General features: G+C 68.5%; 13 protein-coding genes and 1 riboswitch. Of the genes, 11 read left to right on the top strand and 2 right to left on the bottom strand.

Features of this window, described 5'->3' with window-relative positions; genetic code table 11:
- Positions 1 to 24 precede the first annotated feature (24 nt).
- The 9 genes from H4F99_RS00140 to H4F99_RS00100 all read left to right on the top strand — a co-directional run bounded on the left by H4F99_RS00140 (position 25) and on the right by H4F99_RS00100 (position 16,711).
- On the top strand, positions 25 to 1,743 hold the full coding sequence (locus H4F99_RS00140; protein WP_182668104.1) for an N-acyl-D-amino-acid deacylase family protein: 1,719 nt from the start codon (positions 25 to 27) through the stop codon (positions 1,741 to 1,743).
- 117 nt (positions 1,744 to 1,860) lie between these two features.
- Positions 1,861 to 4,194, top strand: coding sequence for a TonB-dependent receptor (locus H4F99_RS00135; protein ID WP_182667691.1), 2,334 nt, complete (start codon positions 1,861 to 1,863; stop codon positions 4,192 to 4,194).
- Between the two features lie 12 nt (positions 4,195 to 4,206).
- Positions 4,207 to 5,280, top strand: coding sequence for an N-acetyltransferase DgcN family protein (locus H4F99_RS00130; RefSeq protein ID WP_246371168.1), 1,074 nt, complete (start codon positions 4,207 to 4,209; stop codon positions 5,278 to 5,280).
- A 52-nt stretch (positions 5,281 to 5,332) separates the two neighbouring features.
- A complete protein-coding gene (locus H4F99_RS00125) occupies positions 5,333 to 6,490 on the top strand; it encodes a YkvI family membrane protein (protein WP_220480970.1) in 1,158 nt (385 codons plus the stop codon).
- Positions 6,491 to 6,518: 28 nt separating this feature from the next.
- On the top strand, positions 6,519 to 8,108 hold the full coding sequence (locus H4F99_RS00120; RefSeq protein ID WP_182667690.1) for a serine hydrolase: 1,590 nt from the start codon (positions 6,519 to 6,521) through the stop codon (positions 8,106 to 8,108).
- Between the two features lie 49 nt (positions 8,109 to 8,157).
- Positions 8,158 to 8,261, top strand: a riboswitch (TPP riboswitch).
- Positions 8,262 to 8,325: 64 nt separating this feature from the next.
- Complete coding sequence (gene thiC, locus H4F99_RS00115; protein WP_182667689.1) at positions 8,326 to 10,203, top strand: phosphomethylpyrimidine synthase ThiC; 1,878 nt, start codon at positions 8,326 to 8,328, stop codon at positions 10,201 to 10,203.
- Between the two features lie 241 nt (positions 10,204 to 10,444).
- Complete coding sequence (locus H4F99_RS00110; protein ID WP_182667688.1) at positions 10,445 to 12,769, top strand: winged helix-turn-helix domain-containing protein; 2,325 nt, start codon at positions 10,445 to 10,447, stop codon at positions 12,767 to 12,769.
- 142 nt (positions 12,770 to 12,911) lie between these two features.
- Complete coding sequence (locus H4F99_RS00105; protein ID WP_182667687.1) at positions 12,912 to 13,820, top strand: helix-turn-helix domain-containing protein; 909 nt, start codon at positions 12,912 to 12,914, stop codon at positions 13,818 to 13,820.
- Between the two features lie 50 nt (positions 13,821 to 13,870).
- Positions 13,871 to 16,711 carry a TonB-dependent receptor plug domain-containing protein gene (locus H4F99_RS00100; protein WP_182667686.1) on the top strand — a complete coding sequence of 947 codons (2,841 nt, stop codon included), beginning with the start codon at positions 13,871 to 13,873 and terminating at the stop codon, positions 16,709 to 16,711.
- A gap of 141 nt (positions 16,712 to 16,852) precedes the next feature.
- On the opposite strand, the gene ppa is transcribed toward H4F99_RS00100, so the two are convergent.
- Both ppa and H4F99_RS00090 read right to left on the bottom strand, forming a co-directional pair.
- Entirely contained in the window at positions 16,853 to 17,407 is a 555-nt protein-coding gene (ppa, locus tag H4F99_RS00095; RefSeq protein WP_182667685.1) for an inorganic diphosphatase, read from the bottom strand.
- A gap of 687 nt (positions 17,408 to 18,094) precedes the next feature.
- Entirely contained in the window at positions 18,095 to 20,125 is a 2,031-nt protein-coding gene (locus H4F99_RS00090; RefSeq protein WP_182667684.1) for a sodium-translocating pyrophosphatase, read from the bottom strand.
- 245 nt (positions 20,126 to 20,370) lie between these two features.
- Here H4F99_RS00090 and H4F99_RS00085 point away from each other — a divergent pair, with 245 nt between their 5' ends.
- Both H4F99_RS00085 and H4F99_RS00080 read left to right on the top strand, forming a co-directional pair.
- Positions 20,371 to 20,895 (top strand): hypothetical protein, encoded by a 525-nt coding sequence (locus H4F99_RS00085; RefSeq protein WP_182667683.1) that lies wholly within the window; start codon positions 20,371 to 20,373, stop codon positions 20,893 to 20,895.
- A gap of 120 nt (positions 20,896 to 21,015) precedes the next feature.
- Complete coding sequence (locus H4F99_RS00080; protein ID WP_182667682.1) at positions 21,016 to 22,545, top strand: arylsulfatase; 1,530 nt, start codon at positions 21,016 to 21,018, stop codon at positions 22,543 to 22,545.
- The last annotated feature ends 705 nt before the right edge of the window (positions 22,546 to 23,250 follow it).

Below are 23,250 nucleotides of genomic sequence, written 5' to 3'. Positions count from 1 at the left end.
TAATCGACCGGGAGCCCTCACGTGATGCGATCCCTCTTGAGCCTGTCCGTCCTGCTCGGCCTCGCCGGCTGCGCTTCGATGCCTGCGTCGGTGCTCGATGCCGACGCGACGTACGACCTGATCATCCGCAATGGGGTGGTCCATGACGGCACGGGTGCTCCGCCGCGCCGGGTCGACATCGCGGTCGAGGGTGACCGCATCGCCGCATGGTTGCCGCCGGGGGCGGGTACCGCGACCGAGGTGCTGGATGCCGGGGGCGATGCGGTAGCGCCCGGGTTCATCAACGTCCTCAGCTGGGCGGTGGAGTCGCTGATCGAGGACGGCCGCGGGATGAGCGACATCAAGCAGGGCGTGACGCTGGAGATCTTCGGCGAAGGCTGGTCGATGGGCCCCTACACCGACGCGATGAAGGCGGATGCCGTCGCGCAGCAGGGCGACATCAAGTACCCCGTCGAATGGAACACGCTCGGCGGCTATCTCGACGGCCTGGTGGCGAAGGGGGTTTCGCCGAACGTGGCGTCGTTCGTGGGTGCGACCACCGTGCGCATCCACGAACTGGGCGAAGGCGATGTCGACCCTGATCCCGCGCAGTTGGCACGCATGCAGGAGCTGGTGCGCGAGGCGATGCGCGAAGGCGCGCTCGGCGTCGGCGCGTCCTTGATCTATCCCCCCGCGGCGTTCGCCGAGACGCCCGAACTGATGGCGCTCGCGCAGGCCGCGGCGGAATCGGGCGGCGGCTACGTCGCGCACATGCGCAGCGAGGCCGATCGCTTCCTCGAAGCGCTGGACGAAACCATCGCGATCGGGCGCGCCACCGGCCAGCATGCCGAGGCCTACCACCTCAAGGCCGCGGGCGAGCAGAACTGGCCGAAAATGGCAGAAGCCATCGCCAGGATCGACGCAGCCCGTGCCGAGGGCGTCTCGGTGGCGGCGGACATGTACGCGTATACGGCCGGCGCGACCGGACTCACCGCCGCCCTGCCGCCGTGGGTGCAGGCCGGCGGCCATGATGCGATGGTGGAGCGGCTGCGCGATCCCGCGATCCGGGCGCGCGTCGCCACCGAGATGCGCGACCCCGACGTCGAGTGGGAAAACCTGCGCCTGCTCGCCGGTTCCGACGACCGGATCCTGCTGATCGGCTTCAACAGCGAAGCCCTCAAGCCGCTGACCGGCAGGACGCTTGCCGACGTTGCGCGCGTGCGCGGCAGCTCGCCCGAAGACACGGTGATGGACTTGATCGTCGAAGACGACTCGCGGGTCGGCGCCGCCTACTTCCTGATGAGCGAGGAGAACGTCGAACTGGGCCTCCGCCAGCCCTGGGTGAGCCTGGGCTCGGATGCGGAAGCATCGGCGCCCGAGGGCGCCTTCCTGAAGTCCAGCACCCATCCGCGCGCCTACGGCAATGTCGCCCGCTTCCTGGGCCATTACGTTCGCGAACGCGGCCTGATGCCGCTCGAGGAGGCCGTGCATCGCCTGACCGGGCTGCCGGCCCGCCACTGGAAGCTGGAGGGCCGGGGCTGCCTCGCAGTGGGTTGCCATGCCGACATCGTCGTCTTCGACCCGGACACGATCATCGACCACGCCACCTTCGAGGCGCCCATGCGCTATGCGACCGGCGTCAGCGACGTGTTCGTGAACGGGGTGCAGGTCCTGCGCGCCGGCGAGCACACCGGGGCCACGCCCGGCCGCGTGGTGCGCGGGCCCGGTTGGACCGGTGCCCGTCCGGTGGCCGAAACCGATTGACAAGCACCTGTTTGGGATCAATAGTCCGTATCGGGGAATTAATTTCCAAATAGAAAAAACGGGCGCCGCGCCGGAGCGGATGCCCGTCCGGTATCCCATCCGTCCTGGAGGCGCCGCATGACCATCCCGAAGCCGAACCGGCCTTTCCGCCGCACGCCCCTCGTCGCTGCCGTCGCCTGCGCGCTCGCGCTCGGCGGCCCGGCGATGGCCCAGCAAGCGGACGCCACCGACGGCGCCGTACGTGACGACGCCGTCGAACTCGACGCGGTCCTGGTGACCGCCAACAAGCGCGTCGAGAACATCCGCGAGGTGCCCTCCGCGATCAGCGTCATCGACGGCGCGCGGATCGAGCGCTCCAGTGCGACACAGCTCAGCGACTTCGCCGACTACGCCCCCGGCCTCAACGTCTCCAGTGACGGCACCCCGGGCAAGACGACGGTGACCATGCGCGGCATCGCGCCGCTGTCTTCGGGTGCAACGGTCGGGACCTACATCGACGAGACGCCGGTGGGCTCCAGCGGCCTTTACCAGGCCGCGACCATCTTCGCCCTCGACCTGCTGCCCTACGACATCGACCGCGTCGAGGTGCTTCGCGGTCCCCAGGGCACGCTGTACGGCGCGGGCTCGATGGGCGGCCTGCTGAAGTACGTCACCGTGACGCCCGACCCGACCCTCACCGAGTTCCGCATCGGCGGCGGGCTGTCGAGCGTCAGCGGCGGCGGCACCGGGAACAACGTGCGCTTTGGCGCCAACTTCCCGCTCGTGCGCGACAGCCTGGCGATGCGCGTGAGCTATGCCAGGAACGACATCCCCGGTTACATCGACAACGCGGTGAACGGCGAAGAGGACATCAACGATGGCCTGCAGACGAGCGCGCGCGCCGCGCTGGCATGGCAGGGCGAGCGCGCCGGCCTGAAGCTCAGTGCGATGCGGCAGACGATCGACAGCGACAACAACGCCTTCATCCTGTTGGACCCGGCCAATGGCGGCTTCATGGACGGCGACCTGGAGAACCGCGTCTGGGTCGACGAGACCTTCCGCAAGGACATCGACTACTACGCGGCGACGCTCGACGTGGACTTCGGCTGGGCCGACTTCACGTCGGCGACGGGTTACTCCGACACCGAGACCTTCCGTCGCCAGGACACGACCGTGCCCTACGGCAACTTCGCCGACCTCGCACTCGGGTTGCCGGACCCCGGCAGCTCCTACTTCGACAACACCCTGACCCTCGACAAGCTGACCCAGGAGTTCCGCCTGACCTCGAAGTCCGGCACGCCGCTCGAGTGGATGGTCGGCGTGTTCTACACGGAGGAAGAGGGCGACAACCGCCAGTTCATCGCGCTGAACCAGCTCGACGGCAGTCCCTTGCCGGCGCCGTACGACGATATCGCCGGCAATCTCGCGCTGCTGTACCTGCCAACCGAGTACAAGGAGACGGCGTTCTTCGCCAATGCCAGCTATGCCTTCACCGACCGGTTCAGGCTCGGTGCCGGCGTGCGCTACGCGGAGAACGACCAGGACTTCAGCCAGAACGTGGTCAGCGGCCTGCTGCTGCCGGTAGGCGAGACGCCCAACGGTTCGAGCGAAGACGTGTTCACCTGGAGCCTCACGCCGCAGTTCAAGCTGGGCGAGGACAGCATGCTGTACGGCAAGGTCGCCACCGGCTACCAGCCCGGCGGCCCCAACGTGCTGTTGCCGGGCGTCCCGGCGCAGGTCGATTCGTCCACGCTGACCAGCTACGAGGTCGGGCTGAAGTCGATGTTCGCCGACAACCGCCTGCAGGTGGACGTGTCGGCCTACCGGATCGACTGGGAGGACATCCAGGTCATCGCGACGTTCAACGGCGCGTCCGGCCTCGTCAATGGCGGCACCGCGACCAGCCAGGGGCTGGAGTTCGCCTCCGTGTTCCGCCCGAGCGCGGATCTCCAGATCGGTTTCAACGCCGCATACACCGATGCCGAACTGAGCGAGGATTTCCCGACCGCGGTGATCCCGTCGCCGCCCTACGTCGTCGAGCTGACGACGGGCCTCGAAGGCGACCTGATGCCTTACGTGCCGGAGCTGTCGCTCTCCTCGACGATCGACTACTACTTCCCCGTCGGGTCGACCTGGGAAGGAACGATCGGCGGCGGGGTGCGCTGGATAGACGACCGCGTCGGCGGCACCACCCAGCGCGAGGTGATCACCACCGACACGCAGCCGCCGAGCGTGCTGGCGACCACGATCACGCCACCGCTGGAACTCGACAGCTACTACTCGCTGGACCTGCATGCGGCGCTGGGCAACGACCATTGGTCGTTCAGGGCCTATGTCAAGAACCTCACCGACGAGCGCGGCTACTCGGCGATGTCGACGAGCGAGAACCAGGTGACCGGCGCGGTGCAAGGCTGGCTCGCGGCTCCCATACAGCCGCGGACCTTTGGTGTCGAGGTCGACTACCGGTTCTGAGGTCGGGCAGGCATGTTGAAGCAAGAAGCCGTGGAGATGGCCCGCCCATCGAGGGGGGGCGTGGATGCGAGCGGGCCCGGCGAGGTGCCGGGCCCCTACCTGCTGTTCCTCGGCGACACCACCGAGCCGGGCTACGCCAAGACCGCTTTCGGCCTGCGCGACTGGGCGCGGGGGCGATGCGTCGGCGAGTACGTGCTCGAGGGCGGCACGGTCAGCACCGGACTGCCCGCGCTGACGCCTGCCGAGGCACGTGTGCGCGGCGCGCGGTCGATGGTGATCGGGGTCGCCAATGCCGGTGGGTTCATTCCCGCGCATTGGGTGGACGCGTTGGTGGCGGCCCTCGAGGCGGGCCTGGACATCGTCAGCGGCATGCATTCGCGGTTGCGGAACATCGAAGGGCTCGGCGAGGCGGCGGATCGCCTGGGTCGGCGGCTGATCGACGTGCGCGAGCCGCCGGCAGCCATCCCGGTCGCCAGCGGCAGGCCGCGCAGCGGCAGGAGGTTGTTGACCGTCGGCACCGATTGCGCGCTGGGCAAGAAGTACACCGCGCTCGCACTCGCGGCTGCGTTCCGCGAGCGCGGTCTTGATGCCGAGTTCCGCGCGACCGGCCAGACCGGCATCCTGATCGCCGGCGGCGGGATCCCGATGGACGCGGTGGTCTCCGACTTCGCTGCCGGTGCCGCGGAGCAGTTGAGCCCCGACGCCGATCCCGCGCACTGGGACGTGATCGAAGGGCAGGGCTCGCTGTTCCATCCGGCCTACGCAGGCGTCTCGCTCGCGTTGCTGCACGGCAGCCAGCCAGACGTGCTGGTGGTGTGCCACCAGCCCGGGCGAGCCCACATGCTGGGGTATCCGGGCTATCCGGTGCCCGCGATCGAGCAGACCATCCACCTCGCCCTCCGGCTGGGCGGTCGCACCTCGCCGGCGATCCGCTGTGCAGGCGTCAGCCTCAACACCTCGGGGATGGACGAGTCTGCGGCCCGCCGCCTGATGCGCGAGGAGCGCCACCGCCTGGGGTGCCCGGTCGCCGATCCCATGCGCGGCGGCGCGGAGTTCGAAGCGCTGGTCGAGGCCTGCCTCGCGTGAGGTCCTCGCCTGCCCGCGCAGGTCTCCTGGATGTCCCGCCGGGGCCGCTCCGTTGAGCCAGGGGTCTTCCCGCTTCCAGCGCTACCTGTTGCCCGGCCTGGCGTTCAAGTCGGTCGTCATCGGCGGGGGGTACGCCACGGGCCGCGAACTGGCCGAGTTCTTCCTGCCGGGAGGCCCGCGCGGCGGCCTGCTGGGCATCGCCTTGGCGATGCTGGTGTGGAGCGCGGTCTGCGCGGCGACCTTCGCGCTCGCGCACGCCGGCCGCGCCTTCGATTACCGCAGTTTCTTCCAGCGCCTGCTGGGACCGGGCTGGGTCGCGTTCGAGGTGGCCTACCTGTTGTTCATGGTGCTGATCCTCGCGGTGTTCGGTGCGGCCGCCGGCGCGATCGGGCAGGCCGTGCTGGGTTGGCCCCTGTGGGTGGGCACCGTCCTCCTGATGCTCGGCATCGCCGTGTTTTCCGGCCTGGGCGGGCCGATGGTCGAGCGGCTGTTCAAGTGGGCATCGGTGTTCCTGTATGCGGTGTTCGCGCTGTTCCTGGTGTTCTCGCTGGACGCGTTCGGCGACCGCATCGCGCGCGCCTTCGCCGGACCCGGGCCGACCGGCGCGTGGGCCCTCGATGGCCTGACCTACGCCGGCTACAACGTGGTGGCCGCGGTGATCGTGCTGCCGCTGGCACGGCATTTCACCCGCCGCCGGGATGCCCTGGTCGCCGGGGCGCTGGCAGGCCCGTTGGCGATGCTCCCGGCGCTGTTGTTCTTCGTCTGCATGGTGGGCTGGTATCCGGCGGTGGGCGCGGAGGCGCTGCCGTCGGACTTCCTGCTGCGCCGCCTGGACCGGCCGTGGTTCCACCTGGTGTTCCAGGCCATGGTGTTCGTGGCCCTGCTCGAAAGCGGCGTCGGCGCCGTCCATGCGGTGAACGAGCGGATCGTCGCCGGCTGGACCCTGCGACGCCGCGGTCCGGCGCCGGCCTGGTTGCGTCCTGCGGTCGCGGTGATCGTCCTGGTCGGGTCCATGCTGGTGGCCGACCGCGTGGGCCTCGTCGCGCTGATCGCCAAAGGCTACAGCGCACTCGCCTGGGTGTTCCTGGGTCTCTATGTGCTGCCCGTACTGACGTACGGCGCATGGTGGCTGTGGCGCAACCCCGCCGTCGGGGACCCGGGCCCTCCCCACCGCCCGGCATCCGCCCACCCCGAATCCACGCGCGGGTGAACCGCGCCGTCGCCCCGAGGAGATACACATGCCCGTCGCGCCCCGAACCCTGCCCGCCGCCGTCCTCGTCATCGGCCTGCTGGCTGCGACCCCCGTCCTCGCCGCGCCGCCCACCGACCTCGATACGCGGGTGGAGGAGGCGATGTCGCGCTTCGGCGTGCCCGGCATGGCGGTCGCGATCGTCGAGGAGGGCAGGCCGGTTTTCGCGAAGGGGTACGGTGTGCGGGAGCTCGGGGGCGACGCGGCGGTCGATGCCGACACGCTGTTCCTGATCGGCTCCACCAGCAAGGCCTTCACCGCGGCGGCGCTGGCGGTGCTGGTCGACGATGGCAAGCTCGGCTGGGACGACCGCGTGATCGACCACATGCCCGGCTTCCAGATGCACGATCCCTGGGTGACCCGGGAGATCACCGTGCGCGACCTGCTGGTGCATCGAAGCGGCCTTGGGCTGGGCGCCGGTGACCTGATGTTCGTGCCGCGCACCTCACGCAGCCGCGAAGAGCTGGTCGAGGCGCTGCGCCACATCAAGCCGGCGACCAGCTTCCGGAGCGGCTACGCCTACGACAACGTCCTGTACGTGGTGGCCGGTCAGCTGGTCGAAGAGGTCTCCGGCCAGCGCTGGGAAGAGTTCGTGCGCGACCGCCTGCTCAGGCCCGCCGGCATGGCGCGTTCGACCACGCTCGATACCGACCTTTACGCCACGCCGAACCGCGTGCAGCCGCATGCCCGCCTGGACGGCCCGATCCGCGGCACCGGCAACCAGCAGACGCTCGACGAGCGTGCGGGCCTGCCGCAGGTGACCGCCCCGGCCGGCCTGATCGCCTCGAGCGCCAACGACATGGCCCAGTGGCTGTCCCTGCAGCTCGGCCACGGTGCGCTGCCCGACGGCACCCGTGTCTTCAGCGAAGCACAGGCGCGGGAGATGTGGACGCCGGTCGTGCCGATTCCGGTCAGCCCCTTGCCCGAGCCGATCGCGGCGACCACGCCGCTGTTCTCCAGCTATTCGCTGGGATGGAACGTACGCGATTACCGCGGCGTCCGCGTGATCGAGCACAGCGGCGCGGTGTTCGGCGTCCAGGCCGTCGTCGTTCTGGTCCCCGAGCGCGACATCGGCTTCTCGCTGCACATCAACTCCGAGGACGGCGCGGTACTCCGGGGCCTGCAGTACGAACTGCTCGACCATTACCTGGATGCGCCGGACACCGACTGGATCAAGGCCTTCGGTGATTTCCGCCAGGCACGCGTCGACGGCGCGTTGCAGGCGCTGCAGGCCACCGCGCCGGAAGCAAAGCAGAGCCGCCCCTCGCTGCCGCTCGCCGACTACGCCGGTCGTTTCCGCGACCCCTGGTATGGCCCCATGGAGATCCGCCAGGAGCGCGACGGCCTGCGCATCGACTTCCAGAACACGCCCGACATGGAGGGCACCCTCAGCCACTGGCAGTACGACACCTTCCGCGCCGACTGGGACGACAAGACCCTGGAGCCGGCCTACGTCACCTTCGCCCTCGATGCGGAGGGCCACGTGGAGCGGGTGACGATGAAGGCGGTCTCGCCCATCGCGGACTTCAGCTTCGATTTCCACGACCTGCTGTTCACCCCCGTGCGCGGCGAGGAGTGAGGGGCGCCGCACACGGGGTGGCCCCGGGAGGTTCCCCGTGGTCCAATAGGCCCCGAAGCGGGGGTACCGCGGCCCCAGGGGCCCGCGGTTGAGACAGACCCTTCGAACCTGATCCGGTTGAGACCGGCGTAGGGAAGCTTCGCCGGACCGGCCCGTGGCCGGGCCGACGCCGCCCGCTTCGTCCCTGCCCCGATGGGCGCTCCACAGGACGAACCCGATGAACGCGGTCCCCTCCCAGTTGCTCCAGCAGGCCGACGAGCTGTCGGCCGATGTCGTCCGCCCGATCCCCGGTTCGCACAAGATCCACGTGCAGGGCTCGCGCCCCGACCTGAAGGTCCCGATGCGGGAGATCGTGCTGGAGCGCACGCCGACCATGTTCGGCGGCGAGGACAACGCCCCGCTCGCGGTCTACGACACCTCCGGGCCCTACACCGACGCCAACGCGCGGATCGACCTGGCCAGCGGGCTGGCACCGCTGCGCGCGGCGTGGATCGCCGAGCGCGGCGATACCGAAGTGCTGCCCGGGCTGTCGTCCGAGTACGGGCGCAAGCGCGAGGCCGACCCGCGCCTGGACGCGGTGCGCTTCGGCAAGCGGCCCTTGCCTCGCCGTGCCGTGGCCGGCGCCAACGTCACCCAGATGCATTACGCGCGTCGTGGCATCGTCACCCCGGAGATGGAGTTCATCGCGATCCGCGAGAACCAGCGCATCGAGGCGATCCGCGAGGCGCACCTGCTCAACCAGCATCGCGGCGAGTCGTTCGGCGCGAACATCCAGGCCCTGATCACGCCCGAGTTCGTCCGCGACGAGGTCGCGCGCGGACGCGCGATCATCCCGTGCAACATCAACCACCCCGAGAGCGAGCCGATGGTCATCGGCCGCAACTTCCTGACCAAGGTCAACGCGAACATCGGCAACAGCGCGGTGTCGTCCGGCATCGCCGAGGAGGTCGAGAAGCTCGTGTGGTCGATCCGCTGGGGTGCGGACAACGTCATGGACCTGTCCACCGGCAAGCACATCCACGAGACCCGCGAGTGGATCATCCGCAACTCGCCGGTACCGATCGGCACCGTGCCGATCTACCAGGCGCTGGAGAAGGTCGACGGCCAGGCGGAAGCGCTGACCTGGGAGATCTTCCGCGACACCCTGATCGAGCAGGCCGAGCAGGGCGTGGACTACTTCACCATCCATGCCGGCGTGCTGCTGCGGTACGTGCCGCTGACCGCGAAGCGCGTGACCGGCATCGTCTCGCGCGGCGGCTCGATCATGGCCAAGTGGTGCCTGGCGCACCATCGCGAAAGCTTCCTGTACGAACACTTCGAGGACATCTGCGAGATCATGAAGGCGTACGACGTCGCCTTCTCGCTGGGCGATGGGCTGCGTCCGGGTTCGATCGCCGATGCCAACGACGCCGCCCAGTTCGGCGAGCTGGAGACGCTGGGCGAACTGACGAAGATCGCCTGGAAGCACGACGTCCAGACCATGATCGAAGGGCCCGGGCACGTGCCCATGCAGCTGATCAAGGAAAACATGGACAAGCAGCTGCGCGAGTGCGGCGAGGCGCCGTTCTACACGCTCGGCCCGTTGACCACCGACATCGCCCCCGGCTACGACCACATCACCAGCGCGATCGGCGCGGCGATGATCGGTTGGTACGGCACCGCCATGCTCTGCTACGTGACACCCAAGGAACACCTGGGCCTGCCCAACAAGCACGACGTACGCGAAGGCCTGATGGCTTACCGCATCGCCGCCCATGCGGCCGACCTCGCCAAGGGCCATCCGGGCGCGCAGGCGCGCGACAACGCGATGAGCAAGGCGCGCTTCGAGTTCCGCTGGGAAGACCAGTTCAACCTGGGCCTGGACCCGGAGCGGGCGCGCGAATACCACGACGAGACCCTGCCGAAGGACGCGCACAAGTCCGCGCATTTCTGTTCGATGTGCGGGCCCCATTTCTGCTCGATGAAGATCACCCAGGACGTGCGCGACTACGCCGCCGAACACGGGCTGGATGCAGAGGCGGCGCTGTCGGAAGGCATGGCCGAGAAGGCCGCCGAGTTCCGCCAGGCCGGGGCCCAGGTCTATCGGAAGGCGTGACCGGTCCAGAAAAAAGGCGCCGTGGGGCGCCAATGGTGAATCCGAGCGTAATGGACTTCGGCGAGAGAGGGCCTGGGTGCGGCGTTCCGCCATGCGGAGCCGTACCGACAGGGTAGAATTCCGCGCGCCCATCCGCTTGGCCGTGCCCGCCGGGGCACTTTGCCGGATCTGCCGGGATGGGCGGTGACCGCCACTTCCGGCACATACCGGCCCGGCGGACCCTGTTCAGAATTTCTGGTTGATGTCCCTCTCCAACGACACCTCCTTTCCCATCGGTGACCGGCTGCGCATCGGAGAGTGCGTGGTCGACGTGCCGCTGCGCGAGATCACCGCGCCCGGGGTGCGCCGTGCACGGCGCCTCACGCCCAAGTCCATGGGCGTGTTGATGGTGTTGGTCGCGAATGCGGGCAAGGTGGTCGGCCGGGAACAGCTCCTGGCGGAAGTGTGGCCGGACACGATGCCCGGCGACGACGTCGTGACCCAGGCCATCACCCAGCTTCGCAAGGCCTTTGGCCAGCAGCGCGACGGCGATCCGTACATCGAAACCATCGCCAAGACCGGGTATCGGCTGCTGGCGCCAGTGGCCTTGCAGGCCTCTGAAGCGGCGGCCCCTCAGGCCATCGCGCCGGCGACCCCGGCCGTCGAGGCTCCGGCCGGTCCGGGATTTGCCGCGTCCGGGCCCTCCGAAGCGCCTGCCCCGGACCGTGGCTGGCTGCGCGAGCGCGTGCTGGTGGTGACGCTTGCGATCGTCGGTGCGCTGGCGCTGGTCGGCGTGCTCGCCGGCGTGCTGATGGTGCGCGACGGGGGCGAGGCGAGTGCCGGGGCCTCGCCTGCGGACCCCGTGCCCGCCGTGCCGGCACGGCCCTACCGGCTGCTGACCTCGGCGCCGGGATTCGAGCTGGCGCCGACGTTGTCGCCGGATGCCTCGATGGCGGCCTACTCGGCCACGCTGCCGGGGCGACGCGGCACCGTGATCCAGGTGCAGACCACCGATGCCTCCCAGCCTCGACAGATCAGCTTCCCGCCCGACGGGGTGTCCGATCGCCAGCCTGCATGGTCGCCGGACGGTCGCGAGATCGCCTACATCCGCTACGGACCGGGCGACGCTTGCCATGTGCTGGTGACGCCCGCCAATGGCGGGGGCAGCGAGCGCAGCGTCACCGCATGCGATGTCAGCGGCCTCGTCAGTTTCGGCTGGAGCCCCGACAGTCGCCAGTTGATCTTCGGCAGCATGGGCCGGGGTCCGCAAGGCGCGGGCCTGCGCCTGCTGGAACTGACCACCGGGCAGTGGCGGGACGTCGAAGGCGTGTGGGATGGCGTGTCGCTGGATCATGACCCCGGCTTCTCGCCCGACGGAAAGTGGATAGGATTCGTGCGCAACCCGCAGATCGGCGATCTATGGCGGGTGCCGGCGGACGGCGGAACGCCCGAGCAGCTGACCCACATCGGCGGGGAGTTCCGCGGATGGGACTGGCTGCCCGACGGCAGCGGCATGGTCTTCGGGCGGCGGATCGACAGCGAGGTGCGCCTCTACCACCTGGACCTGGCAAGCGGCACCATCCGCGACCTCGGCCTGGACGATGCCCAGTCGCCCAGCGTGGCCCGCCGCGCCGGGGTGCTGGCGTTCGTGCGACGCCGACCGCAGTTCGGCCTTTTCCGGACCGAGCGCGAGGGCGACGACCTGGAAGGCGCGAGGGAGCACCTGTTCGCCTCGTCCGGACGCGACACGTTGCCGTCGCTCGCGCCGGATGGCCGGCAGATGGTATTCGCGTCCGACCGGACCGGGCACTTCCACCTCTGGTGGGCCGATCTGGAGCAGCCCAACACGCTGCGACAGGTGGAGGGCGTGCATCCGGCGACCCATGCGCGGCCCGAATGGGCCCCCGACAGCCGGCGGATGCTGGTGGTGGGATACGACGAAACCGGTCGTGAGGGGGTGTTCGAGGTCACACCCACCCGCGGACAGGTGAGTTTCCTGCCGATGCCCGGACCGCGGTTCCGCGTGCTGCAGGCGATGTACACGCCCGACCCGGGCCGGCTGTTGATGACGGTGCGCGACGAGGCCGGCACCCTGTGCCTGGCCCTGCTCGACCGGACGACGTCACCGTGGCGCGTGGTCTCGAAGATCCAAGACGTGTCCCTCGCACGGGTGGACGCATCGCATGCGAGGGTCCTGTTCACGCGGCCGTCGGAAAACGGCCTGTGGGAAGTGGATCTCGGGCTGGCGGCCGGCAGCATCCGCAAGATCGACGCAGAGCGCCCGGTCCGCTGGCGTTTCCAGGCCTGGGCGGTGGCCGAGGACGGCAGCATCGACTACATCGAACCGCAGCCGGCCTGCCTGAGCAGCCTGCGCCGGATCGGCGTGGACGACGCCGTCGGGCACGCCACCCATCGCTGCCTCGACCGCGACCACCTCAGCGCCACCACGGGGTTCACCAGTTCGTCCCGGGCCAATGTCGTGATCTCGGCCCAGGCCGTTGATGACGGCACGGACATCGGCCTGATGGAGGTGCCGGGCGGCACCGCGACGACGCCTCAGGTCGAGGTGCCCGGCTGGATCAAGTAACTGATCCACAAGTAAAAAACCCTTTCAGCTTTCTTTCGGACGTGCCTCGGAACGAATTCGCCCAAGCCTTCGGGTTCCATCAGGCTTTTGCGACCGGTTCCGGCAAGGATCGGGCCACTTCAAGCAAAGTGGGTGACCCGGTATGGAACAGGTGCTTCGGGCCGATCGAGGCCAGTCGGTGCAGTTCGAGGGGGGCGAGTCGCCGGCCATGGGCACGTGCATCGCCGTGTCCCGGCTGGGAAGTGCCCAGGGCGGCGGCCAGCAATTCTCGGTCTGGATCCAGGTGCGGGGCTCGGCCTGGGTGGAAGCCCGGGAAGGGCGCTTCCGCCTGCGTCGAGGCGACTGGATCGCGTTGGAGAAGGACTCCCGTCCCATCGTGCAGGCGGATGCCCATGGCCTGTGCATCGGCCTGGGGCTGTCGGCGGACGCGCTGCAGGCCATCGCCCGCTTCACCCACTGCGGCCTGTACGCCGGCCGGGGCCACGTCCGGCTGAGGGACCTGCGCACCGCGCTCTCCCTGTGGCGCGGCGTAGCCCGCCAGGCGGGTGGCCACCCGGGCGGCGACATGGCGGCGCTGCGCCCGATGCTGGTGCAGCTGGCCGCGTTCCAGCAGCACATCGCCGCCCGCGTCGCGCGCTGCCCGGGCCGCTCGAGCACGCGCAAGCGCCAGGTGTTCAGCCGCCTGCAGCGCGCCCACCTGTTCCTGGAGGGCAATCGCGACCGCGTCGTCCGCATCAGCGAGCTGGCCGAGCTCACCAGCTTCTCCAGCTGGTACTTCTCCAAGACCTTCCACTCGCTCTATGACGAGAGTCCGCAGGCCGCCGCCGCGCGCATGCGACTGGAGCAGGCGGCCGACCTGCTGCTCAACACGTCGATGATGGTGGGCGAGGTCGCGGCCGCCTCCGGCTTCGACAATTGCTGCAGTTTCGCGCGTGCGTTCAGGGCCCGTTATGGCATGTCGGCAAGCCGCTATCGCAGTCAGGCGGCGAAGGCAGGATCGGCAAACTTTTCGGGCGCGGCCGGCAAAGCACGCTGGCGAACCGGAACGTAACGTGACGGGGCGTTTTAACACGCCCATAACGATATTTTGGAGAGAGACAGATGAACCATTTGCGTTCCGCTGTGCGCGTCGGCCTGCTGCCGGCCAGCATCGCCCTCGCGCTCACCCCGGTCATCGCTGGCGCCCAGGAAGCCGATACCGGCGCCGAGGCGACCACGCTCGACCGCATCGAGGTCACCGGCTCGCGCATCCGCGGCGCCGACATGGAGACCCAGCAGCCGATCATCACCATCGGCCGCCAGGAGATCGAGCAGCAGGGCCTGACCTCGGTCGCCGACATCCTGCAGAACATCACCGCCGCCGGTTCCCCGGCGATCTCGCGTGCCGAGGCCCTGGCTTCGGGCGAGAACGTGGGTGGTTACTACATCGACCTGCGCAACCTGGGCGCCACCCGCACCCTGGTGCTGGTCAACGGCAAGCGCCTGCCGGCCACCACCGGCGGCTACCAGGACCTGAGCCAGATCCCGACCTCGGCGATCGACCGCATCGAGATCCTGAAGGACGGCGCGTCGGCCATCTACGGTTCCGACGCCATCGCCGGCGTGGTCAACGTCATCACCCGCAAGCGCTATGACGGTGCCGAGGCCAATGCCTACATCGGTCAGTACAGCGAGGGCGACGGCGAGATCGAGCAGTACTCGTTCACCATGGGCGCCAACGGCGACCGCGGCGGCGTGACCCTGTCGGTCGAGTACAGCAAGGAAGACCCGGTCCTGGCCGGCGACCGCTGGTTCAGTGCCTACGGCAATGCCGGTCCGGACTACCCGGGTTCGGGCTGGAGCCCGGTCAGCCATAACGGTTCCTGGCTCGGCCCCTGCGGCCCGGGCGGCGCCGATGCCTGGTGCACCCTGAACGCCGGTGGCGACCCGACCAACGTCAACGACTACCACGTGATGACGCCGGACGAGTACGCCAACTCGAACCAGCAGATGTTCGTGCGCACCGGTATCGAGCGCAAGTCGGTCTTCGCCAACGCGAACTACGACATCAGCGACCGCATCAACTTCAACGCCGACGTTCTCTACAACCACCGCACCACCGACCAGCAGATCGCCGGCTACCCGTACCAGTCCGGCGCGTTCGACACCCCGTTGTCGGGCGACAGCGCGTTCAACCCGATCGGCCAGGACATCGAGTTCCGCCGCCGCCTGTGGGAAGTGCCGCGCACCACCAAGAGCGAGCTGGAGACCTACATGTTCTCCGGCGGCTTCAACGGCTACTTCGACATCGCCGGCAAGCCGTGGGACTGGGACGTCGGCGCGATGCTGGGTGAGCAGCGCGTGACCAAGCGTGGCCATGGCGACGCCAGCCTGTTCGCCACCGCCGACGCGCTGGGCCCGTCGTTCATCAACGCCGATGGCGTCGCCCAGTGCGGCACCGCCGCCGACCCGATCGGCCTGGACGCCTGCCGCCCGTGGAACCCGCTGCTGCCGAACGGCGTCGCCGGGCAGGGCTCGCTGTCGGATCCGGAGCTGCAGAAGTTCCTGTTCCCGTACTACACCGACACCGGCCTGACCGAGACCAAGAGCTACACCGCCAACCTGACCGGTTCGCTGTTCGAGCTGCCGGCCGGCGACCTGGGCATCGCGCTGGGCTACGAGCACCGCAAGGAGTCGGGCCGCTTCGTTCCGGACGCGTTCGCGCAGACCGGCATGAGCACGGGCCTGGGTGCGACCACCACCGAAGGCGCCTACGACCTGGATGAGTTCTACATGGAGCTCAACATCCCGGTGCTGGCCGACATGCCGTTCGCGCAGGAGCTGACCTTCAACGCGGCCAGCCGCTACTCGGACTACAGCAACTTCGGCGACACCATCAACAGCAAGTTCGGCTTCACCTGGCGTCCCGTGCAGGACGTGCTGGTCCGCGGTACGTGGGCCGAGGGCTTCCGCGCGCCGTCGATCGACAACCTGTACGGCGGCATCGGCACGAGCTTCGAGGACTACACCGATCCGTGCGGCGTCGGCGCCGTTGGCAGCGTGAACGGCAATGCCGCCTGTACCTCTGCCGGCGTGCCGCTGGGTTACGTGCAGCTCGGCCAGGGCCTGGTGCCCTGCACCAGCTACCCCTGCCAGACGCCGGACCAGTTCGTCACCGGCTCCAACGCGAACCTGATCCCGGAAACCTCCGAGAGCCAGACCGTCGGCCTGGTGTGGAGCCCGCGCTGGGTGGAAGGCCTGGACATCTCGCTCGACTGGTACAAGTACGAGCTGCAGGACATGATCATCGCCGACAGCGTCGATCGCATCCTGCGTGACTGCTACGTGCTGGACATCAGCAGCCGTTGCGCTGGTATCGAGCGTGCGGCCGACGGCCACATCACCAACATGTTCTACGGCCTGGCCAACCTGGGCTCGATGGAGACCGAGGGTTACGACCTGGGCGTCAAGTACCGCCTGCCGGAGTTCTCGTTCGGCAAGTTCGTCATCGACTTCCAGAACACCTACACCAGCAAGTACGACCAGGCCGCCGAGAACAGCGACGGCGACCCGATCACGGTCGGCTACGTGGGTACCCCGGGCATCTTCCGCCTGCGTTCCAACCTGGGCGTGAACTACGAGTTCGGCGACTTCGGCATCAACTATGCCGCGCGCTACTACTCGGGCATGAAGGAGAGCTGCGTCCCGAACCGTCCGTGCACCAACCCGGACCGTTACGCGAACGGCGAGCCGGATGCCGTGCGCTGGACCGGCAGCAACACCTTCCACGACGTCCAGTTCTCCTGGCGCGCCCCGTGGAACGGCACCGTCGCCGTCGGTGCGAACAACGTGTTCAACCACCAGGGTCCGATCATGTTCTCGCAGCCGAACAGCAACTACGCTTACTACGGTGGTTTCGACATCGGCCGCGTGGTCTACATGAAGTACCAGCAGCGCTTCTGATCCAGCGAAGCATTGCGTGACACGGCCACGGCCCCGCGAGGGGCCGTGGCTTTTTCATGTCCCAAGCAGCGCGTCGTCGCAAAAACGAAAGCCGCCCTGGGGCGGCTTTCGCATGGTTCCGAGGTGGTAGAGCCGGAACCTTCAGAAGTTCGGCTTCTCGTCCTCGGCGGTGTCGTTGTAGCGCTGGATGGCGTCCTGCAGGATCGCCTTGGCCTCGCTGGCGTTGCCCCAGCCCTCGAGCTTGACCCATTTGCCCTTCTCGAGGTCCTTGTAGTGCTCGAAGAAGTGGCCGATGCGCTCGAGCCAGTGCGGCGAGACCTGGTCGATGTCCTCGATGTGGGCATAGCCGCCGAAGATCTTCGGCACCGGGATCGCGAGCAGCTTCTCGTCGCTGCCGGCCTCGTCGCTCATCTTCAGCACGCCGACCGGCTTGCAGCGGATCACCGAACCCGGGACCAGCGGCAGCGGCAGGATCACCAGCACGTCGGCCGGGTCGCCATCGCCACACAGGGTGTGGGGGACGTAGCCGTAGTTGCAGGGGTAGCGCATCGGGGTCGACAGGATGCGGTCGACGAAGATCGCACCGGAGGCCTTGTCGACCTCGTACTTGACGGGCTCTGCGTCCTTGGGGATTTCGATGATGACGTTGATCTCATCCGGCGGGTTCTTGCCGGTGGGGACGAGGTCCAGGCCCATGCTGCATGCTCCGACTGCGGGGTCCGCCGGCGCGTGCCGGGGCGGACGGGTGGGGAAGGCCGGGCATTTTACGTCGGATGCTGATGCGCTGCAGCATCGCGAGTTATGTGTGGCTTACCGAGGTGAGCGTCGCTTCGGCCGGGGCCGCCGCCCGGCGGGAGGGGGGTTGCTCCGCCCTCCTGACGTCATCCATGACTCTAAGTCGGGTCGCCGGACGTCCTGTCCGGCTCTCCGCAACCCCCCTCCCGCCGGGCGACGACCTCGTGATCGTATAGAGGTGCGGTTTCTTGGGGCACGTGATCAGCGATCAAAGACCCAGCACGGAGACGGTGCCCCAACCCCCTGACCGCTGTCCTTCCCAGTTGGATCGTAAGTGCTCTGACAGTAATGCTCTGGACTGATGCAGATGGGGAACCGGAGCACCGGTCCCCACCCAGATGGCGACGGCGACGCACGTCGGGGCAGGGGGTGGCGGAGAGCCGGACAGGACGTCCGGCGACCCGACTTGAAGACAGGACGTCGCCAGGAGGGCGCAGCCACCCCCTGCCCCGGCGGGTGGCGCACCCCTCCCGGAGCCCCCTCGCTTTCCTCGATCCGAACCGATCCGAACCAAACCCACGCACGGCAACCCGCATAGAAGGAGCCCCGCCGAAGCGGGGCTCCCGTGACCACCTGTACCGCAATCCGCTACAGCAACGGCACCAGCAGCAGCGCCACGATGTTGATGATCTTGATCAGCGGGTTGATCGCTGGACCCGCGGTGTCCTTGTAGGGGTCGCCGACCGTGTCGCCGGTCACCGCTGCCTTGTGCGCTTCCGAGCCCTTGCCGCCGAAGTGGCCGTCCTCGATGTACTTCTTCGCGTTGTCCCACGCACCACCGCCGGTGGTCATCGAGATCGCCACGAAGATGCCGGTCACGATCGTGCCGATCAACAGCCCGCCCAGCGCCTTCGGTCCCAGCAGCAGGCCCACCACCACCGGCACCGCGACCGGCAGCAGCGACGGCACGATCATTTCCTTGATCGCCGACTTCGTCAGCATGTCCACCGCCTTGTCGTACTGCGGCTTGCCGGTGCCGGCCATGATCCCCGGGATCTCGCGGAACTGCCGGCGGACTTCCTCGACCACCGCGCCGGCCGCGCGGCCCACCGCCTCCATTGCCATCGCACCGAACAGGTACGGGATCAGGCCGCCGATCAGCAGGCCGATGATCACGTAGTGGTCGGACAGGTCGAAGGTGAACACCTCGCCCGGGTTGTTGGCCTGCAGGTTGTGCGTGTAGTCGGCGAAGAGGACCAGCGCGGCCAGCGCGGCCGAGCCGATCGCATAGCCCTTGGTCACCGCCTTGGTCGTGTTGCCGACCGCGTCGAGGGGATCGGTGACGTCGCGCACCTCGGACGGCAACTCCGACATCTCGGCGATGCCGCCGGCGTTGTCGGTGATCGGGCCGTAGGCGTCGAGCGCCACGATCATGCCCGCCATCGACAGCATCGCCGTCGCCGCGATCGCGATGCCGTACAGACCGCCAAGCGCGTGGCACGCCCAGATCGCCGCGCACACCGCCACCACCGGCATCGCCGTCGACTTCATCGACACGCCCAGGCCGGCGATGATGTTGGTGCCGTGCCCGGTCGTCGAGGCCTGCGCCACGTGCTTGACCGGCCCGTACTGGGTGCCGGTGTAGTACTCGGTGATCCACACGATCGCACCGGTCAGCACCAGCCCGATCAGCGCGCAGAAGTACAGATTCATCGCACCGTATGCGTTGTCGGCCATCAGTTCGGTGGTGATCGGATAGTAGGCGATCGCCGCCAGCACCGCCGACACGATCACGCCCTTGTACAGCGCGCCCATGATCGAGCCACCCGCCTTCACCTTGACGAAGAACGCACCGATGATCGAGGCGATGATCGACACGCCGCCCAGCACCAGCGGGTACAGCACGCCATTGCTGCCGACCTCGGTCACCATCAGGTAGCCCAGCAGCATCGTCGCGATCACCGTCACCGCGTAGGTCTCGAACAGGTCGGCCGCCATGCCCGCGCAGTCGCCCACGTTGTCGCCGACGTTGTCCGCGATCACCGCCGGGTTGCGCGGGTCGTCCTCGGGAATGCCGGCCTCGACCTTGCCCACCAGGTCCGCGCCGACGTCCGCGCCCTTGGTGAAGATGCCGCCGCCCAGCCGCGCGAAGATCGAGATCAGCGACGAGCCGAAGGCCACGCCGACCAGCGCGTGCAGCACCTCGGAGGTCGGGAGCTTGAAGCCCAGGTTCAGCACCGCCCAGTAGCCGGCCACGCCCAGCAGGCCCAGGCCCACCACCAGCATGCCGGTGATCGCGCCGCCGCGGAACGCCACGTCCATCGCCGGGCCGATGCCCTTGCGCGCGGCTTCCGCGGTGCGCACGTTGGCCTTCACCGACACGTTCATGCCGATGTAGCCGGCCGCGCCGGACAGCACCGCGCCGAGCAGGAAGCCAATCGCCGTCGGCCAGTCGAGGAACAGCCCGACCACGACGAACAGCAGGGCGCCCGCCACGCCGATCGTCATGTACTGGCGGTTGAGATAGGCCCGCGCGCCTTCCTGGATCGCCGAGGCGATCTGCTGCATGCGTTCGTTGCCTGATGGCTGCGCGCCGATCCAGCGCGCCGAGATGACCCCGTACAGGATCGCGATGACGGCGCAGACAAGCGCCAGGACCAGACCGTACTGCTCCAGCATGAACCCCTCCCCGGATAACGAGTGGACCTACGTGGAATTTCGGATATCGATGTTGTCGTTCGTGGCGTTGCGGGAGCGCCTCTCGGCGGCCGGTGGGGGCAACGGCCCGACTATCGCACAGGTTGACACGTGCGCGCTGCCACGGTCGGCCCGGCTTGCGGCATGAATCCCCGCTTCAGTCACGTGAGCGCGTGTTCAGACCGCTTCTGCCAGCCTGAGCGCGTTCGTTCCGGAGGCCCCTGCACATGCCGTATCTGCCGCTTTTCTGCCTGGCGCTGGCCGTGGCCGCCGCGCCGCAGGCCCACGCCGCCGCCGCTGACCCGCAGCCCGAGATCGAACGTCCCGCAGCCCTCCCGCAGGCGGTCGGCGCGGTCCATTCGCTGCGCACCATCCCCGAGGCCTGCGCGCGCATCGAGGGCATCTTCACCGGCGATGCCGCCGAGCCGTATCGCTTCGCCGTGGTGAAGACCCATCCCAACTGCACGCCGCGCGCGCGCTTCGTCGACGCCGACAAGGCGGCGCCCTCCGCCGACACGGGCTGGTTGTTCAACGATGTCATCCGGGTGCCGGCTGCCGACTGCCCCTCGCAGCAGGCGGTGGTGCGGGTGTGGCGCAAGCCCGCGGAGGTCGCGCCGCCCGAACTCGACGCCCAGGGCCGCGCCCGCATTTACCTGCAGGACTCGGCGCAGACCCGTGCCGACGCGGCTGCACGCGTGCCGGTGTTCGCGGCGGCGATGACCGTCGAAGGCGAGGCCTGCGCCACCCGCTGACGGGGCCAGGATCCTCTGCCCGCGGCACGATCGCCCGTTCCGGCAAGGTCCGGTTCACGCAGGCTTTACATGGCCTTCACGTAACGTGGCCGGACCCGGTCGCGTGTGAAGGAGCAGCAGATGAAGCGGTATCTCAGGGGCCTGGCGGCCCTCTTCGTCGTCGGGATGATGCTTCCCGCGGCGGCACTGGCGCAGGAGAAGCGCCCGAACATCCTGGTCATCTGGGGCGATGACGTCGGCATGTACAACATCAGCGCCTACCACCGCGGCCTGATGGGCGGCAGCACGCCGAACATCGACCGCATCGCCAACGAGGGCATGCTGTTCCTCGACCACTATGCGGAAGCCTCGTGCACCGCCGGTCGCGCTGCCTTCATCACCGGCCAGTACCCGATCCGCGTCGGCCTGGCCACCGTCGGGCTCGCCGGCGCCGAGCAGGGCATGAGCACCAAGGACCCGACCATCGCCAGCCTGCTCAAGCCGATGGGGTATGCGACGGGCCAGTTCGGCAAGAACCACCTGGGCGACCGCGACGAACACCTGCCGACCAACAACGGCTTCGACGAGTTCTTCGGCATCCTCTACCACCTCAATGCCGGTGAGTATCCCGAGCAGTACGACTACCCCGAGAACTCCCCGCTGATGCAGCCGTGGCGCGGGGTGATCCACTCCTGGGCCGAGCCCGGCGGCGGGCAGCGCGTCGAGGACAAGGGGCCGTTCGGACAGGAGCGCCAGCGCAACCTGGAGTGGGAGGTGCTGGCCGAGTCCAAGCGCTTCATCCGCGATGCGGTGGCCGCCGACACGCCGTTCTTCGTCTGGCACAACACCACCCGCATGCACTACCGCACCAACCTGTCCGAAAAGTACCAGGGCAAGAGCGGCTATGGCCTGTACGCGGACGGCATGATGGAGCTGGACGACATCGTCGGCGAGCTGCTGGCGCTGGTCGACGAGCTCGGGGTCGCCGACAACACCATGGTGATGTTCGCCACCGACAACGGCGCCGCCTCCAACAGCTGGCCGGACGGCGGCAACCAGCCGTTCCGGGGCGAGAAGGGCGTCGGCGGCTACGAGGGCGGCTTCAAGGTGCCGGTGGTGGTCAAGTGGCCCGGCGTCATCCCGCCCGGTTCGGTGACCGCCGAGTTCATGGCGATGGAGGACTGGCTGCCGACGATCATGTCGCAGCTGGGCGAGCCGGACATCAAGCAGGAACTGCTGGGCAGCTACCGTGCCGGCAGCCGGTCCTACAGCCGCATCCATCTCGACGGCTACGACCAGTCGGCGCTGATCACCGGCACCGGCCCGACCGAGCGCAAGGAGTTCTACTACTTCACCGAGACCACGCTGCATGGCGTGCGTTACGGCGACTGGAAGTTCCTGTTCAAGAAGCAGGACAAGTGGTTCAACGGCGTGCAGCAGAACATGATCACGCCGCTGGTGACCAACCTGAAGCTCGACCCGTTCGAGCGCTTCCACGAGGCGCGCGGCTTCGACGAATGGCAGGAGAACCGCGCCTGGACCTATGCACCGGCGTTCGCCCAGGCGGGCAAGTTCGTGCAATCGCTGAAGGAGTACCCGCCGCGAACCGCCAGCGTGGACTTCAACCTCGACGAGATGATGCGCCAGCTGACGCCGTCCGAGGGGCACTGAGGGCACTGACCGGCCGGTGCAGTTGGCCGGCCGGTTGCTGCTGGGCGGGTCGGACTGAATAGACTCGCGGGATGCCGCGGCCGGGTGTGTCGGGATGCCGGGGCCGGGTGTATCCGGGGGCGAATGTCCCCCGGCGCCGGCCCGGCCGGCGCCTCCTCCTTGATTTCGCCCCCGGATACACCCGACCCCGGCGTTTCCAGGCATGGCAGTGAGCGGCGCGGTCGTCACCGGCGCCTCGGGGTGGGGAGCTCGACGCTTTGAGGTCGGAACTCGGCGCTTCAGGGTGAAAAGCTCGACGCTTGGAGGTCGGAACTCGAGGGTTCGAGTTCGGAACCCGGCGCTTCAGGGTGGGGAACTCGACGTTTCGAGGTCGGACTTCGGCCCTTCAGGGTCGGGACCTGGACGTTTCGAGTTCGGAACCCGGCGCTTCAGGGTGGGGAACTCGACGTTTCGAGGTCGGACTTCGGCGCTTCAGGGTCGGGAGCTGGACGTTTCGAGTTCGGAACCCGGCGCGTCAGGGTGGGCAACTCGACGTTTCGAGCTCTGAGCCCGGCGCTTCAGGGTAGGAACCTCGACGTGTCGAGGTCGGAGCCTGGCGCTTCAGGGTCTGGATTCGAGGTTTCGGGGCCGCAGCTCGATATTTCGGGGTCGCAGGCCGGGTGTGCGGTGGCCCCCCCGGTCGATCACAACGACGACGCCCGGCGT

This window comes from Marilutibacter penaei (assembly GCF_014145395.1).
GTDB classification, from domain to species: Bacteria; Pseudomonadota; Gammaproteobacteria; order Xanthomonadales; family Xanthomonadaceae; genus Marilutibacter; species Marilutibacter penaei.
This window is presented reverse-complemented; position numbering and strand designations above follow the sequence as displayed.

Excerpts from the sequence above, each read along its gene's own strand:
- H4F99_RS00140 (WP_182668104.1), top strand. The coding sequence starts at position 25 with ATGCGATCCCTCTTGAGCCTGTCCGTCCTGCTCGGCCTCGCCGGCTGC.
- H4F99_RS00135 (WP_182667691.1), top strand. The coding sequence starts at position 1,861 with ATGACCATCCCGAAGCCGAACCGGCCTTTCCGCCGCACGCCCCTCGTC.
- H4F99_RS00130 (WP_246371168.1), top strand. The coding sequence starts at position 4,207 with ATGTTGAAGCAAGAAGCCGTGGAGATGGCCCGCCCATCGAGGGGGGGC.
- H4F99_RS00120 (WP_182667690.1), top strand. The coding sequence starts at position 6,519 with ATGCCCGTCGCGCCCCGAACCCTGCCCGCCGCCGTCCTCGTCATCGGC.
- thiC (WP_182667689.1), top strand. The coding sequence starts at position 8,326 with ATGAACGCGGTCCCCTCCCAGTTGCTCCAGCAGGCCGACGAGCTGTCG.
- H4F99_RS00110 (WP_182667688.1), top strand. The coding sequence starts at position 10,445 with ATGTCCCTCTCCAACGACACCTCCTTTCCCATCGGTGACCGGCTGCGC.
- H4F99_RS00105 (WP_182667687.1), top strand. The coding sequence starts at position 12,912 with ATGGAACAGGTGCTTCGGGCCGATCGAGGCCAGTCGGTGCAGTTCGAG.
- H4F99_RS00100 (WP_182667686.1), top strand. The coding sequence starts at position 13,871 with ATGAACCATTTGCGTTCCGCTGTGCGCGTCGGCCTGCTGCCGGCCAGC.
- ppa (WP_182667685.1), bottom strand. The coding sequence starts at position 17,407 with ATGGGCCTGGACCTCGTCCCCACCGGCAAGAACCCGCCGGATGAGATC.
- H4F99_RS00090 (WP_182667684.1), bottom strand. The coding sequence starts at position 20,125 with ATGCTGGAGCAGTACGGTCTGGTCCTGGCGCTTGTCTGCGCCGTCATC.
- H4F99_RS00085 (WP_182667683.1), top strand. The coding sequence starts at position 20,371 with ATGCCGTATCTGCCGCTTTTCTGCCTGGCGCTGGCCGTGGCCGCCGCG.
- H4F99_RS00080 (WP_182667682.1), top strand. The coding sequence starts at position 21,016 with ATGAAGCGGTATCTCAGGGGCCTGGCGGCCCTCTTCGTCGTCGGGATG.